The sequence below is a fragment of the Endozoicomonas sp. ONNA1 genome (genome assembly GCF_024606325.1).
Taxonomy (GTDB): Bacteria; Pseudomonadota; Gammaproteobacteria; order Pseudomonadales; family Endozoicomonadaceae; genus Endozoicomonas_A.
In genome coordinates this window covers 1-16,631 of sequence record NZ_JAHHPN010000524.1, presented here as the reverse complement: position 1 = coordinate 16,631, position 16,631 = coordinate 1, and the positions used below count along the sequence as shown (strand labels likewise).

The window sequence follows — 16,631 nt, the reverse complement described above, 5'->3', positions numbered from 1 at the left end:
CCGCCTGGTTCGTAGCCAGGTACTCTATCCAGCTGAGCTACGAGCGCGTAATACTCACTTGTTCACTGGCGGTGGGCGGGGAACCGGTGGCGGAATTTTTTGATATCACTCTTCCTTTCCCTGCCAAGTTAAATATGATTACGCCTTCATAAAAGTTACAACCGCTTCATAGCTCCCTTCAGATAGTTCTTTTGAGCAACTAGTACTCACAAGTACTTTACTGGTATCGCTAGAAAATGCATCAACAGCTTCACCTGCTCGGATATAATCACCAAAGCTAAAAGTCGCTTCTTTCCCAGTTAATCTGACCATTATATTTGCAGAACCCTGCTTTTCAGCCATCGCATTACGGCAAACTATTAAAGCCTGCTCAGTGGTATCAAAGGATGCATCATCACCTGAGGAAACAGTTACAGCTAGAAACCCTTCAGAACCAGGCGTTACAATCGACTTAAATTCGTCAACATCAACTCTAACAAAAGGCTCAGAAACCAGAGGCTCAAGCAGTTTGTCAATCATTATTGCTAATGTTGTATCACTGCGGATAACGCTCACTTTATCTTGAAGTAACCCCAGATCACCCAAAGTTAACGCTGCATCTCGAGAAAGAAGAACAACAGGTGTCAACCCACTTTTTTTCGATTGTTGAAGCAACAAGGAAGACAAAGCGCCAGCATCAACCCCACATGCGACGAAAATAAGATCCGCTTTAGCAAGCAACGAAGACAGTTCCAGTTGCAGCACATCAATACGGTCAGTCAATGTACAGATCTTAATCTCAAGATCATCTGGTAACGACTGCTGAGAGACTTTATTGTGCCACTCCCCCACAGCTTCAGCGGCTGCGCTTCCAGCAGCCAGAACAACCAGATTGGCGACTTTCTTGTCAGCCTTTTCCATTGAAAAATTCCTTTACTTATCAATAAATGCTCAATAATACTGAATCGATTCGCTTTAGCATCTCGGTTATTTCAAGCATCAACTCGCTGGTAGTAGGCTCTTCTAACTTAACCTCTGCCAATCGATAACGACGCTCCGCCCCGACCGCCAGTCGTTTATTGAATTTTGCGGCGAATGCATCTCCAAAATCTGGCTCAATAAAGGCGGTTCTACGCCCATAAACTATCAAGCAATGCTGACGTTTCTCGCCCACCGTTTGATCAATCAATTCGAGGTAGAAAGGCCAATAGTCCTGTTCTTTATTTTGAAATTTCTCCCAATCATTCTTGAAAATTTCTAAATAAGTTTTGACGCCTGGGTACAAATCACAAGTATACTGACCAGGAAAAGTCTGATTCAGTTTCTCTTCAATCCACTCTAAATGGTGATATTGCTCCAGCGATAATAATAAAGAAGCGTTCTGAACCAAAAACTGATGAAGTTGCCCTATCTGGCTGTATTGCTCTGACATAAGGACAGACTTCCATTGAAGAAAATCAACATCATCCCACTCGTACAATTTATGTCTTTTACCATCCGTGGTTTCCACTTCTATCAGACGGCTATTCTTTACCAGTTCTCTGTGATCGCTCGCCATTGACTTGATGAAGGCATAAGGCTCTGCAAAGGAAGCGTCCAGATCGTAGCGGCTTGTTAAATGGATCAGCAGGTCTTTCAGAACCCAGCGAGCAGATTCTTGCAGAGAATCGGTATGAACTATATTTTCCAACGCCGTTATCAGCCATTGGTGACTGACTATTGCCCACTTTTCTTGCTCACTGCTTTGCAAAATCTCCCTTGTAAAAGTCTCATGCCCATCCATAAGGATGCGTACCAATCGAAGATCAGGATCATTTTCCACCAGCGACTCAGCCCATTGCGAATACGCCGCCAGCTGATTATTTTGTTCCTTACTTCCGTACTTGTGCTCAACAACAATAATCAGCTTGTTTGACAAGTCCGTCGCTAAAATATCGATATACCGTTTATTTTCACCATAGGCATGTAAATATTCCACGCAGACATTGAGATTCTGCAGTGCGAGTTGCTCAACATCCAACAAGGTTAACGGAAAAATCTCACGATCGTTCGCGACCGCATCCCGAAGCAAAGCTTTGATAAAGTAGTCACCCAGTCCATGCCCTTCCTTTGGGTTCAGCAACCATGCAATCACTTTTGAGAGACTGGTTTCACCCGGGCTGATGACATCAAAAATCTGTCGATACTGATTGTACACAACTGCCTGTTGGTAACGAGGGTCAACTATAAATTGCTCAACAAGCTCAATAGCTCTGTGAAGATCCATTTTGCACAACTCGATGTTTAAACAAGTCTTCATCATAAAGAATCAGCACAGTTATGCATTGATACATATCATTATCAAACGTAACTCCATCCACTCAACAAAAAATCGTAACAAAAAAACGATTTCAAGCTTGACGCACATTCGTTTCAGTAATACGATTAATTCCAAGATGAATCGTATTAGGAGAACGATCATGAAAATCAGGCAATCCGCCATTCAGAGTATTTGCACCGTAGTGACCACCGGAGCCACAAACAGCCTCTATGAAACTGTTGAAACTAATGACATTTCACCGGCATACCTACTGCCAGGCAACGCACTCGACCTCCACGGCAATGTGAACATCTCATTGCTGAAGCCAGTGAAAATCAAAGAGATAAAACGCAGTCCACGCTTTACAGTTCAGGAAGGTGATATCGTCATTCTTGCTAAAGGCAACGCCATACGCACGGCTTATATCACCAAAGAAGTGGCCGAACGAAATGTCATCATCTCCGCCAACTTTGTGCTGCTTCGGCCAGACAGATCCGTCGCTTTGGGACAGGCTATAGTGGCCTACTTCAACACGCCTGCAGGTAAAAATGAACTTGAAGCGCTTAACAAGGGTAGTGTGATTAAAAGCATTAGTGCCGCAGACATCAGGCAGCTTCAGATACCTGTACCTTCACTTGACCAACAACAGCAGGTTGCCGAACTGTTTCATACCAGCCTCGATACTTATCAAAAAGCACTGCAACTCGCTGAGCAGGAGAAGAGAACCGCTCTTGCCTGCATTAACCAGCTCTTTCAGGCGGAGGTGATCGCATGAAAAAGCAACTGATAGAATTACTAGATACAGCCCGTGGCCACATGGAGCCTGAGCACCTGATCGAACTGCTCTCATTCCTGTGCCTGATCGCCAAAGAAGCACCCTGTGAGTTTGAGGCAACACTTAAGTTGGAATTTGCACAACATTACAAGGAGCTGGAGGATCTCGGATTAAAACTCAGTGAGCAACAGGGATGGCCAGAAGGTATTGGCCAGGCCCCTGATATCAACAAGCTGAACTCCGATGTAATGAGCCAAGCCTGCACTCTGACATCAGAGCTGAAAGACTATAGCATCTTTTCTCAAATATTAGAGACGGTTACAGAGCGCATGGGCAAAAAAGGCTGGTCATGTAGCAGTAATCAGACAACACTGACTCTCTTCTCCATTTTGGTGGGGAACTGTAGCCAAAAAACATTATACAGCGGCGCAGCTGGGCCAGCCCGATTAGTTTCAGCCCTGAACCCAGAGTATGCCCTGCTGGAAGAAAACCACCGTGAAACCTGGATTATCGCCTACCGGCTGCTGCTGCTGGAAAACCACAACTTCGAACTGCTCCAGGCCGATTCACTCAGCCATGACCTGAGCAATGAACACCAGGCTGACATTGTGGTCATGGAGCCGCCTTTCGGTTTGCGCTTCTCAGCAGATCAACGTCGAAGCCTGGCCAAAGTAAACTACCTGAAAGTACCAACAGGTAACACACTGCCAGCGTCTGCTGGTGATGCTCTCTGGATACAAAAAGCAATCAGCATGCTGAAACCGGAAGGTAAAGCTTATCTGTTGTTGCCACAGGGCTGGCTGTTCAGGGGTGGTTACGACGCCAAAGTAAGAGACTATCTGCTAGAGAACGGTTTAGTTGAGGCCATCATCGGCTTGCCCTCCGGTATTCTGGACTCTACCGCAATACCTCCGGCTTTGCTTATTCTCAACAAGGGTCGCAGTGTCAATGCACCGGTGATATTTGTGGATGCCAGTGAGATCGGCACAAAATCTCGGCGAAGACATTCTTTGAGCAATGACGATGCCAGGTTGATAAAGGAACTCCTGTCAGGAAAACAACCAAACGACTCAAGGTACAAAACCGTCGAGCTTACAGAAATTGCCGCTCAAGGTAATACACTGAGCATCCAGAAATATATTCAGAAACAGACAGAGACCGAACAATTATCTGTCAAAGCTGAGTTTGCACAGTTAGCCGTAATGCAAAAAAAATACGACACTGCCCGCAAAAAACTGGCTCGGCTGTTAAAGGATTTTGAATCGGTATAATTCAGTGGCTCAAGGCATATATCACTAGATACAATGCCCTGGATATCGGTTAACCTGTCGTACCAGTTTATTTTTTCATTGAGCTATCTGGCCTTCTGCTCTCTATCGTCAGTAAAAACGGTAGCACAAGCCACTGGCGGTAGCGTCCTGCTGATTCTGTACGCAGTACTCACTGAAAGGAACTCACTATGTCCTATAACGAAGAAGAAACTCGTTATCATCTCATCGACCCTATTCTGCGTGAAAAAGGGTATCTAAACCAATGGATCAAATTGGAAACACCGGCACCAGTTGAACCCACTGGAGTTAAGGGCAGGCGCAGAAAAGGGCCGGGTAGAACCGACTACTTGCTGTGTGTTCAGGTAGGTAGTATGCCAAAACCTCTCCCGGTTGCTGTTTTAGAAGCCAAAAAGGAGAGTGAAGATCCATTCAAAGGCATGCAGCAGGCAAAGGGCTACGCCGAGTGCAAACGCTTCGATGCAAAATACGTCTTTTCATCGAACGGTCACCGCTATGGTGAGTATGACTTTACGACAAATATGCAAACCGGACCGTTCCAAATGCCAGACTTTCCGGATCATCCAACACTGACAGCCCGGTACGCTAAAGACACCAGCATTGATCTTCATACTCCTGAAGCAAAGATCATGTTCATGGCGGACAGTCCTGCCTGGTCAAAGCCCCGTTACTATCAGGATGCCGCTATTCGTGCTGCATTCGAGAAGATTTTACGCTGCCAGCAACAAGGGGAACCTGCTCGTGTATTACTCACTCTGGCCACGGGTGCAGGCAAAACCATTATTGTCACCAACCTGCTATGGCGTTTGAATGAAGCAGGCCGCCTGAACAAACCGGCCCTGTTTTTATGTGACCGAGATGAGTTGCGGGAGCAGGCCTACAGCAAAATGAAAGCGGCTTTTGGCGATAATGCCCGTATCGTAAAAACCGAGAAAGGCAGCAATGCAGCTAAAAATGCCCGTATACACATTGCCACCTATCAAACCCTTGGCATTGATGGTGAAGAGACAAGCCCGGAAAAATTCGCCAGCTTCCTGAGCCAACATTACGGAGAAAATGCCTTCAGTGTCATTGTTATTGATGAGTGTCATCGTTCCGCCTGGGGCAAATGGTCAGAGGTGCTCACCCGCAACCCGGACGCCATTCATATTGGCCTGACAGCTACCCCCAGAAAGCTTGTTGAGTCCAAACACGCAACCGAAGAAGACACACAAATCACTGCTAACAATGTCAAATACTTTGGTGAACCGGTTTACGAGTATACCCTAACGCAAGCTCAAGAAGATGGCTATCTCTCTGCCTGTGAGATTGTTAAACGCAAGGCAAATATTGACAGTCGAACCTTTACCAAAAAAGAGATCCTTGCGGCGAAAGCGGTCAATATCAAAACCGGGCAGCCCATCACAGAAGCAGAGCTGACCAAAGATCAGTACACTGGCAAAGATTTTGATGATGAAATCTTTGTCGAGCTGCGCACCCCGAAAATGTGTGAAGACCTGTTCCAGCTGCTCTGCAAAAACGGCGGACCGGAGCAGAAAGTGATTATCTTCTGTAACCGGGAAATTCATGCCGACCGTGTTGCCATGCATATGAACAACCTCTACAGCCAATGGTGCAAAGAGCAAAACCAAACGCCCACTGACCTTTATGCCTTTAAATGCATGGGAGGCGCGAATAACGGCTCTGACCTGATCGAACCCATGCGCGGCTCCGCTGACCGGGCCTTTATTGCCTGCACCGTGGATCTGCTGGAAGCCGGTGTGGATATCGAACGCCTTAATGCCGTTGTCTTTTTCCGTTACCTGCAATCCCCCATCAAGTTTTATCAAATGGTGGGACGTGGCACCCGCATTCACGAAGAGACCAGCAAATACAAATTCTGGCTGTATGACTATACCGATGTAACCAAACTGTTTGGCACCGACTTTATTACCAAACCACCCCGTCCGGGCGGCAGCGGCAATGGTGGCGGCAGTGGTGGTGACGATGAAGGTGGCGATGATCCGGTAACGCCCACCATTGCGGAATTTGGTGGCTCACCTGTGGGAATTACACCGCAGGGCAGTTTTATTCTCAGTGTTCGCGATGGTCGTGAAGTACCTATTCCGGTGGATGAATACCGCAAGGAGATGATCCAGCGGGTACTGAGCGAAGCCAGTAATCTGGACGATTTTCGCTCGGTCTGGATTGAAACCCAAAGGCGCAAGCAGCTGATTGATCACCTGTTAGGCGACAACTTTATGCCAGATGTAATCCGTGATTTTGACAAGATGAATGATTTTGACCTTTATGACTTTTTTGGTCACCACGGCTACAAAGTGGCTGCCCTTAAGCGTACAGAACGTAGCCAGCAGTACCTGAACAATAACCGGGACTGGTTTGACGGAATGGATGAAAAAGCGGCCAATGTGCTGAAAGGGCTTGGGCATCAGTTTAGCCAGAACGGGACAGAAGCTCTTGAGACACCGGCACTGTGGAAGGTGCCGGAAATTGAACGGGCTGGTGGTTTGCGTGCATTGAGTGCTCTGGGTAAGCCTGTGGATGTGATGATTGAGGCTAAAGGGAGGTTATTTGGGGTATGAAATGGGTACAGAAAAGGCTTGGTGATATTACAACTATCATCAGTGGTACAACCCCAAAATCAGCAATATCCGAATATTGGAGTGGTGATTTTGTTTGGATAACCCCTACAGACTTGGGAAAGCTCAAAAGTAAGCTTATATGCTCGAGCGAACGTACGATCACTCAAAAAGGTCTGGATAGCTGTAACCTTTCTAAGATCACAAAAGGTTCAGTGGTTATGTCATCTCGTGCTCCAATTGGACACCTTGCCATTTCTGAATGTGATTTTTACACAAATCAAGGGTGTAAGAGCTTCGTATGCGGTCCTGAAATAAACAATAACTTCCTATATTTTTTGCTGAAATATCGGATGAGTGATATCCAAGCTCTTGGTAGTGGAGCAACATTTGCAGAAGTATCAAAAACGGCGCTTGAGAATTTCATTGTGGATATTCCAGATAAAGTAGTGGATCAAATTAAAATTGCATCCAAGCTTGAAGGGCAAATGGTGGAAGTAGGTAGCGCACGTGAAGCAGCAGAAGTACAACTTAAAGATTTGTCCTTATTGAGAAAGAGACAAAATCAAAAGGTTGAACAGAACTTAAAAGGGGTCAAACGTATATCGTTAGAGTCACTTCTCATCACCATTGAGGCTGGCAAAAGTCTGAAGACTTCAGAGCAGCTCGCCAACAGCAACGAATATGGCATTCTTAAAGTCAGTGCTGTAAGCTGGTCTGAATTCCAGCCTACAGAAGCAAAACGCTTTGAAAACGACAGCTACCAACCACCAGAACATCACAAGGTAAGGAAAGGTGACCTTATCATCTCCAGAGCAAACACACTGGAGCTGGTGGGTGCCGCAGTTTATGTGGATGAAGACTATCCGTTTCGTCTATTGTCGGATAAAACCTTAAGACTGGTTCTTCGGGAAGATAAAATTCTGCCGGAGTTTTTGCTGTGTATTTTGCGACTCTCTGAAGCCCGAGACCATATAGAGAGTAATGCCACCGGGTCCAGCGATTCGATGAGAAATATCTCTCAAAAAACCATCCGATCCATACCTGTCCCGCTTCCGGATAAGGATGTGCAACTTAAGATTATCCAACTGGTCAAGGCATCCAGAAAACTCATAGGAACCGCTGAACAGTCGGCAAAACAGATTATTGCTGACACCAAATTGATGCCAACCAAATTACTTACCCAGACTTTCAATCATTAACTATGTCCGCAACAAATACGTCAAAAAGCAGCCGAAAAACCAAACAGCCGAAAGCGATTGCCTCCACCCAATCGCTCTCCTCCTTCGTAAAGTCCATCTGCGACATTATGCGCCGCTCCAACTGCGCCAGTGCCTTGCAGTATGTGCCCGAACTGACCTGGATTCTGTTTCTGCGAATTCTGGATGATCAGGAAGCCAAAGCTCGAGAAGAAGCGGAAGCGGTGGGTCAGAGTTTCTTCCCAGCACTGGTCAGCCCCTACCGCTGGCAGGACTGGGCTGCTCCCTATTCAGAAAAGGAAGACCATCCAAAAACCACCGATGGAAAACCTCGGGGCTGGCTCAGAAACGAACTGTTTGCCTTGGGCAGCGGCAAGTTTTTTGACTTTATCAATGATGATCTCCTGCCGCATCTTCACAGACTGGATGTTGACCCGCGCACCAAGCTGCCCAACCCCAATGCCACACCCAAGCAGCGCATTATTGGTCGTATCATGACCGCTGTGGAAAAAATCCGCATTGATAGCGAAGCCAACCTTCTGGATGTGCTGGACCGGGTGCATGAGATTAATATTGATCATGTAGACGACACCCACTTTTTCACACTGTCCCAAGTGTATGAAGACCTGCTGCTGAAAATGGGTGAGAAGAATTCCGATGGTGGCCAGTTCTTTACCCCCCGAGAAGTGATCCGTGCCATGGTGCACACCCTAAACCCGCAGGTTAATGAAACGGTTTATGACCCCTGTTGCGGCACCGGTGGCTTTCTCGCCGTTGCCAACGAGCACATGACCCAGGGCTTAGGGGAATCTCCGTCATCTACCGATATTGATACCCTTAAACACAAGACGTTTTTTGGCCGTGAGAAAGAGAACCTGGTACTGCCCATCGGTCTGGCCAATTTGGTGCTTCATGGCATCGATCAGCCAAACCTCTGGCATGGCAACACCCTTACCAAGCGTGCCACCTATGACGCCCTGTTTGCCGAGGCACCAAAAACCTTTGATGTCATCCTGACCAATCCACCATTCGGCGGCAAAGAAGGTAAAGATGCCCAAGGCAACTACGCCTTTAAAACCGGTGCCACTCAGGTGCTTTTTGTTCAGGATATTCTGACTGAACTGGCCACTGACGGACGCTGCGGCATCGTTCTGGATGAAGGTTTGTTATTCCGAACCAATGAAACCGCCTTTGTGGAAACCAAACGCAAGCTGGTGAACGAATGTGACCTGTGGGGCATTGTCAGCCTGCCCGGTGGTGTATTCTCGACTGCCGGAGCAGGTGTCAAGACCAACCTGCTGTTTTTCAATAAAGGTAAAAAGACCGATCAGATTTGGTACTATGATCTGACCCACGTCAAAGTGGGTAAGAAAACGCCGTTGACTCTAGCCCACTTTGGCTTTGATAAACGCGGTGCCATCCTTGATGACGATAAGCTGCCCGTTAACCTGATTGCCGACTGGCAATCTGACGAGTCCAACAGCGACAAGCCGTTCCCCAGCTACGCCAGGATGCTTCAAAACCATGGCAAAGAGGAAGGCAACAGTCGCTACTCCTGGACAGTGGATTTTGCTGCACGCCGGGCCAAAGCCCGAGAGGAGATGCAACCACTGTTGGAAGAGGCAGATACCATCAAGGCGGAAGTCATCAATATGAAAGAGCGACTCAAGCAGTACAAGAAAGACAAGGTAGCGACGGCGCAGATTGATGAGCTACAAACTCAGATCAGCCAGCGTGAAAAAGCTGCCCGTGGGCTCAGAGCTAAAGCCGATGACATCGATGCCGCCGTTTTCGACCTGAAAGCGGTCAACCCGAATACCGTTGTCAAAGTGGATACTCGTACACCACAGGAGGTGATTGCTAACATTCAGCTGCAACAGAAGATTATTGATGATGCTATGAGTGCACTGTCAAAGCTTCTATAAAATCTGGCAGGCTAAGTTGACACTTCACAGTAAAGGGCAGGCCATACTTCTTATCGTCATTCAGTGAGAACAGGCTTGGCTCTTACACCTCACCAATATTGATATACGCCAAGGAAAGTAGCTGATGCATGCGCTGCAACCAACGGAAGAGCTAGCCACCAGCCCAAAAAAAAGACCTCGTTCGTTTTGGTTTGTCGGAGCCGCCTATGGTCGGGAAGATCAGACCAAGCGATTCCTTGATGAGGGCATCTGGCAAAATGGCTATGAAGATAAACACCTGGACCTGGTAAATTCCATGCAGCCGGGTGATCTTATTGCCATTAAATCGGCTTACACCCGAAAACGCGGCCTTCCTTTTGATAACCGGAAACAGACCGTTTCAGTGATGGGTATCAAAGTGATAGGGGTCATCAAAAAGAACCGGGGAGATGGCCGTTTTGTGGATGTGGATTGGCAGCCACGCTTTGAAATTACCCGTGAGTGGTACTTTTATACCTACAGGGGAACAATCTGGCGGATCACTCCCGATAATTGGGATTCCGAAGGTTTGATTGATTTTGCATTTCATGACAAACCTCAGGATATTGACCGCTTCAGAAATTCGCCCCAATGGAAAGACCGCTTCGGTGATACACTCACTGACAGGCAGCGCTTTAAATGGACTCCATTCTATGAAGCAATAGCTGACAAGCTGCTGGATTACAAAGATGATCGTCAACCTCTACTCAATTTTGTAAAATCGCTGGCTGATGAGCTAAACCTTTCGTACATCAAGGATAAAGATCTGGATGATATCTGCCCTTTTACCACAATAGGACTGTTTAATCGCGGGCTCACTGACACCAATCGCAGTATCATCGCCCAACGCATGGCTGACTTTCTGGGGGTAACTGAAACCATACCCGAGTCTTTTGAGAGTATTCCTACTCTCAACAATCAGAAATCCTGGTTCTTTGCCGGAGAGGATCGCAGACAACCTGATGATATTCAGTCTCTTTGGGATTTTTTGGCAACAGCAGTATATTTTTCTGATAATGATGGTGAAGAAGCCCGACTCTCTTTCAGCCAGGCTTATGATCAGGTTACTGGTCAGGTTGGTATTGGCTGGAATTTAACCATGGCACTGTACTGGATTCGACCATGGAGCTTTGTCCCGCTCGACAAGCGCTCACGTTTATTTATCACCAAAAAGCTGAGCACAGAAATTGGACAAAATAGTGACAAGCGGTACTGCACTTTCAAGGATTACCTAGCGGTATTGGAAGAGCTTGAGTCCAGATTTAAAGAGGATGCTTACCCTGTTAACTCTTACCCCGAGCTATCGTTAGCTGCCTGGCACTTTAAAGATAGCGGACCATCCACAGATAAGGGTGATACTGGCTCGACGGTTGATCCGCAGGAAGAGAATGATACAGCGGAGATTGGGTCTCCAATAAAAGCCTACTCAATTGATGACATTATTGAAGAAGGCTGCTTTCTTGAGCGTGACATGATTCAGAAAATTTTGTCTCAGCTAAACAGAAAAAAGAACCTGGTCCTTCAGGGGCCACCTGGCACTGGTAAAACCTGGCTCGCGAAAAAACTGGCCTTTGCTCAAATGGGACAGAAAAACGACAGTACACTTCGTGCTGTGCAATTCCATCCCAACCTTTCCTATGAAGACTTTGTACGCGGTTGGCGTCCTGCTGGCGATGGCAGACTATCACTGGTTGATGGGCCATTTCTGGAAATGATCAATCAGGCAAAAAAAGATGCCTCAACCAAATATGTTGTGGTTATTGAAGAGATCAACAGGGGAAACCCTGCGCAGATATTTGGTGAGATGTTGACTTTGCTGGAGGCAGATAAGCGGACTCCCAGTGAAGCACTGGAATTAAGCTACCGCCGCAACGATCAAGAACGAGTGCATATTCCGAATAATTTATATGTTATTGGTACCATGAATATTGCTGACCGCTCACTGGCACTGGTGGATCTGGCTCTGCGCCGCCGCTTTGCTTACTTCAATCTGCAGCCAACCTTTGGCAAACCATGGCGTAACTGGGTCCATGAAAAAGCGGGTGTTGAGTTAGACTTTTTAGAGCTGATTGAACAGCGACTGAACTCACTGAATGAAGAGATCGCAAAGGATAAGAATCTTGGGCCTCAGTTTATAGTTGGTCACAGTTATGTTACCCCTGCCTTCAACAATCCGGTTAGTGACCCGGTTATCTGGTATAAAGACGTCGTGGAGTCTGAAATCGGGCCTCTTCTCGAAGAGTATTGGTTTGATGATAGTGAGCGAGCCCTTAAAGCTCAGGAGTCATTGGTTGAAGGCTTATGATCTCTGCTCCTATCATCGTAGATCCAACACCTATAAGGCGCATCGGGAAGATTCCTGTGCGCAATTTATGGCTGTTGATGCTCTATGCTTCAGATCTTTATCGATATCTTGGCAGCAAGAGAGTTGAGGTTGAGGATAATCCCGAAGAAATCGCCGAGCTGGTCGCAGAGGTTCTCTGCCATCAGGTTGAGCAGCGTTTAATGCGTAATCTCAGCTTCGGCTATAACAAGCGCTTCGATGCCATCAACCGAGTTCGCGGTCGAGTAGACATGCTCATTACGGAGCGCAATCGTCTGCTGGATAAGGGAAAGGTCTTCTGCTCATTTGATGAACTAACCATTAATACCCCTCGCAACCGATATGTTCGTGAGGCATTAGAGCAATTGCAAAAGCTGAATATCAAAGGCTCATTAATTCGTAGATGTCGCACGCTGGCTATGAGCCTAGGCAGACTTGGTGTTAGTCAAGGCAAGCCTGAGCGGTATAACAGCCGATCTGAGCGTTTTGGTCGCCACGACCATGAAGACCAGGTTATGGTGGCAGTCGCCGATTTGGTTTTTTCATTGGCACTACCCACTGAAGAGGATGGACAATTATATCTATCAGCGCCAGACAAGAAAAATGAATGGCTTCGAAAACTGTTTGAAAAGGCTGTTGCTGGTTTTTATGCTGTCGCCCTTGATAAGAATGAATGGGGTGTTTCTGCTGGTAAGCAGTTCAACTGGCAGGTTTCCAATAAAACAGCCGGTATAGAGGCTATTCTACCGGGAATGAAGACAGATATTATCATCGACAGGCGAAAGACTGGAGACAGACTGGTTATTGATACAAAATTCAATGCCATCACCACCAGCGGGAACTTCCGGGAAAATAGCCTTAGAAGTGGTTATATTTATCAAATGTATGCTTATCTGAGGAGTCAGGAAGCCCCTGACAATCCTCAATCGTTATCTACAACTGGTTTGCTGCTGCATCCTGCTATTGATTGCATGGTGAACGAGATGGTGGAGATTCAGGGTCATCGGATCTATTTTTGCACGGTGGACTTGGGGGAGAGTTCAGCTGTTGTTCGGAGGCAGCTATTAAACATTCTCTTTAAATGTTTTAACCTAGATCCCTCTCTAATGGATACAGTTTAAAATGTCATAATACTTATTCTTTTAAATAACAACAAGTTAAATTACACATAAATAAGATCAGGAAAGCTTATGGAAAAGGGTGATAAGGTCCGCCATGAAAAATTCGGAGAAGGTCAAATTATCAAAAAACATGGACATGATCTTTTATTTGTGAGTTTTAAAAATAAAAATATTTACGCTACTAACACAGAATTAAAGTTAATCGACACCAGTACCAAAACAATACCCAACTATAACAGAGAGAAAGAAAATAAAATAAAGCGTAAAAAACAAGAAGAAGCCATACAAAAAGAAGCCTTGCAAGTAAAAGCCGAAAAGCTGGCTGAAGCAAAACTGATAATCCAAGATTGGTTCAACAAAGATTTTTTGACTATGGACAAAAATTATCAAAAAAGTCAAATAAGGAATCACATATCTAATCAAGATTATACTGATATTAAAACGGATCTTGTTTCTCAATGGGTGAAAGAACACACAGAAACAATGTTAGATAAGGAACAAGCTCTGGCTTGCGGAACTACCGGTAAAAATCTTCAGCTTATCGCTCGTGCTGGCAGCGGTAAAACACGCACCCTTATCAACCGAGCACTATTTCTTATCCGACACTGCAAGGTTGCACCAAAAGAGCTTTTACTATTAGCTTTCAACAAAAAAGCAGCCAAAGAAATGCAGGAACGTTTCATTGACTTACTCGGTGATAACAACCTTCCCCATATTATGACTTTTCATGCTCTTGCCTATGCGTTAGTCCATCCGAAGGAAAATATAATCTATGATGAGCCGGAAGGGGCTCAGATAAAAAGTCGAAGCATTCAACAGATTATTGATAATTACCTAAGAACGCCTGAAGGTTTAGACAAGGTAAGATCTCTGATGATGGCAAACTTTCAGGAAGACTGGAATGCGATTATTCAAGGCAGTTACGATAAAAGCCCTGAAGAGTTCTTGGCTTATCGACGCTCAATTCGTACAGAAAGCCTTAAAGGAGATTATCTTAAATCCTATGGAGAAAAAGTTATTGCTGACTTTCTCTTTGAACACAATATACCTTATAAATATGAGAGAAACTTTCTTTGGGACGGCATTAATTACAAGCCCGATTTCACAATCTCATTGAGCCAAAACTCAGGTCTGATTATCGAGTATTTTGGTTTTACTGGTGACCCCGATTATGACGAGATGTCAGAAGCAAAAAGACAATTCTGGAAACAAAAGCAAGAATGGTTATTTCTCGAATTTACACCAGAGAATTTTAGCTATGGTGGTGTGCCTGGATTTCATAAGTACTTAAAAGAATGCCTTGAACATTATGGCATAAAACCCATAAGACTTACTGAGCAGGAAATCTGGAGCAGAATCAAACATAGGGCTGTTGACCGATTTTCCAGAGCAATGACCAGCTTTGTCCAACGCTGCCGAAAAATGTCTCTATCTCCAAAAGAACTACTCAACCGGATTATTAAACATACAGCTACGAATGAAATTGAGAGACAATTTATTGAGCTTGGGCATAAGTTTTATGAAACTTACCTCGAGCAGTTAACGGAACAAGGAGAAGAAGATTTTGACGGACTTCTACAAAGAGCTATTCAGCAAATACAATCAGGAAACACTACATTCTTAAGAAAAGCTCACGGCTCAGGTGATCTTAAGTTACTGAGATACATTCTAATTGATGAATATCAAGATTTTTCACAACTTTTTATGCAAATGATTCATGCTGTTATGGACGTCAACAGTTCAGCAGAATACTTCTGTGTAGGTGACGACTGGCAAGCAATAAATGGCTTTGCTGGTTCTGATCTCAAATATTTTAAAAACTTCGAGCGGTATTTTTCCAGTACAAGTAAAGAACCTTGCTGTCTCAATTTGTCAACAAACTATCGATCTGCCAAACAGATAGTGAACACAGGAAACGCCGTTATGAGTGGGCTTGGTAAGCCTGCTTTAGCTGCACGAAATGACTTGGGTAATGTCTATAAGATAGATTTCGGTAATTTTATTCCAACCGATTTAGAGAAGGAATCATTTGATGGAGATTTCATAACACCGATAATACTACGTTTAGTTACAAAAATTATAAAACAAGGCAAACCTGTTGTATTGCTAGGCAGACGCAATGGGCTGGGATACTACATCAATTTCAAAAAAAGCACCAAAGCTAAAGGAAAGACTCTGGATGCCTTTCTTGAGCATTTACGTTCCTTCCTTCCGAAAGAAGACAGCCACAAAGTCACTATATCTACCACCCATCAATACAAAGGTTTAGAGAGTCATTCAGTTATTCTTCTAGAAGTTACGGGTCAGGCCTATCCTCTTATTCACCCTGACTGGGTTTTTAATCAGATATTTGGAGATAGCCTGAATAAGTTGATAGATGATGAGCAGCGACTTTTTTATGTCGCTATAACTCGGGCAGCTGATGATTTATATATACTGACAGACTCAGACAAACCATCTCCATTCCTTCAAGAGATTCCCTGGAGCACTATTGACTGGCTTTCCTTTCCTCCCCCACAACCAAAGGAAAGCCGACTGACTGCCAGAGTCATGAGCATGATTGGTTATGGCTCAATCCCTACCCGATCAATAAAAGATCTGTTGAAATCTGAAGGCTACAGATTCAATAATAACTGGGAAGGTCGACCGGTATGGTGGAAAACCATTCCAGATGACAAAAGTTCCTTCCTGAACCTGTTAAAATCTTCTTGTTGGTTCACTGCGGCTGATGGAGTTGAGGTTTTGATTAAAAATGATCTTAAGAAACAAACTCTTGCTCACTACACTCGTCAGAATGGTGAGCTGCGATGTATCTGTGATACTCAGATCCTTGAAAGCAATAATCAGCAAAACTCTTCACCCTGAATTTACACTTTAGCCTCATACAACGGCAAGCTTGGTGCTTGCCCGGCTATTTCCCCCTTATCAATAAAAACACTTGAACCAGCTGAAACTGACTCACCCTTAACGGTGATAATTGAACCATCCCGCAGGGTTGCCTGACTGGTTCCATTGCCATTGAGTGCGGTGATCGTAGCTATAACCTTGCTTCCTTCCGGGATCAGTGATTTGAACTGCTGCCAGATGTTAGTGGTGGCCATGTTTTTCTCCGCTCAGTAATGAC

11 protein-coding genes are annotated in these 16,631 nt (G+C 45.3%); 8 read left to right on the top strand and 3 right to left on the bottom strand.

Annotated features, from left to right (window positions below; genetic code table 11):
• Window positions 1–138: 138 nt before the first annotated feature.
• Window positions 139–900 (bottom strand): hypothetical protein, encoded by a 762-nt coding sequence (locus KDK19_RS12075; RefSeq protein WP_257253143.1) that lies wholly within the window; start codon window positions 898–900, stop codon window positions 139–141.
• A 19-nt stretch (window positions 901–919) separates the two neighbouring features.
• Window positions 920–2,245 carry a PD-(D/E)XK nuclease family protein gene (locus KDK19_RS12070; RefSeq protein ID WP_257253144.1) on the bottom strand — a complete coding sequence of 442 codons (1,326 nt, stop codon included), beginning with the start codon at window positions 2,243–2,245 and terminating at the stop codon, window positions 920–922.
• Between the two features lie 193 nt (window positions 2,246–2,438).
• Here KDK19_RS12070 and KDK19_RS12065 point away from each other — a divergent pair, with 193 nt between their 5' ends.
• From KDK19_RS12065 to KDK19_RS12030, 8 genes are all read left to right on the top strand, one after another.
• Entirely contained in the window at window positions 2,439–3,053 is a 615-nt protein-coding gene (locus KDK19_RS12065; RefSeq protein ID WP_257292056.1) for a restriction endonuclease subunit S, read from the top strand.
• Window positions 3,050–4,324 (top strand): class I SAM-dependent DNA methyltransferase, encoded by a 1,275-nt coding sequence (locus tag KDK19_RS12060; RefSeq protein ID WP_257292055.1) that lies wholly within the window; start codon window positions 3,050–3,052, stop codon window positions 4,322–4,324. Before KDK19_RS12065 ends, KDK19_RS12060 begins: the two co-directional genes overlap by 4 nt.
• Window positions 4,325–4,512: 188 nt before the next feature.
• Window positions 4,513–6,924, top strand: coding sequence for a DEAD/DEAH box helicase family protein (locus KDK19_RS12055; RefSeq protein ID WP_257292054.1), 2,412 nt, complete (start codon window positions 4,513–4,515; stop codon window positions 6,922–6,924).
• Entirely contained in the window at window positions 6,921–8,123 is a 1,203-nt protein-coding gene (locus KDK19_RS12050) for a restriction endonuclease subunit S (protein ID WP_257292053.1), read from the top strand. Before KDK19_RS12055 ends, KDK19_RS12050 begins: the two co-directional genes overlap by 4 nt.
• Window positions 8,124–8,125: 2 nt before the next feature.
• A complete protein-coding gene (locus KDK19_RS12045; RefSeq protein WP_257292052.1) occupies window positions 8,126–10,045 on the top strand; it encodes a type I restriction-modification system subunit M in 1,920 nt (639 codons plus the stop codon).
• Between the two features lie 124 nt (window positions 10,046–10,169).
• A complete protein-coding gene (locus KDK19_RS12040) occupies window positions 10,170–12,368 on the top strand; it encodes an AAA family ATPase (RefSeq protein WP_257292051.1) in 2,199 nt (732 codons plus the stop codon).
• On the top strand, window positions 12,365–13,507 hold the full coding sequence (mcrC, locus tag KDK19_RS12035) for a 5-methylcytosine-specific restriction endonuclease system specificity protein McrC (protein ID WP_257292050.1): 1,143 nt from the start codon (window positions 12,365–12,367) through the stop codon (window positions 13,505–13,507). Before KDK19_RS12040 ends, mcrC begins: the two co-directional genes overlap by 4 nt.
• A gap of 69 nt (window positions 13,508–13,576) precedes the next feature.
• Window positions 13,577–16,372 (top strand): UvrD-helicase domain-containing protein, encoded by a 2,796-nt coding sequence (locus tag KDK19_RS12030; protein ID WP_257292049.1) that lies wholly within the window; start codon window positions 13,577–13,579, stop codon window positions 16,370–16,372.
• A gap of 2 nt (window positions 16,373–16,374) precedes the next feature.
• On the opposite strand, the gene KDK19_RS12025 is transcribed toward KDK19_RS12030, so the two are convergent.
• Entirely contained in the window at window positions 16,375–16,608 is a 234-nt protein-coding gene (locus tag KDK19_RS12025; RefSeq protein WP_257292048.1) for a hypothetical protein, read from the bottom strand.
• Window positions 16,609–16,631 lie beyond the last annotated feature (23 nt).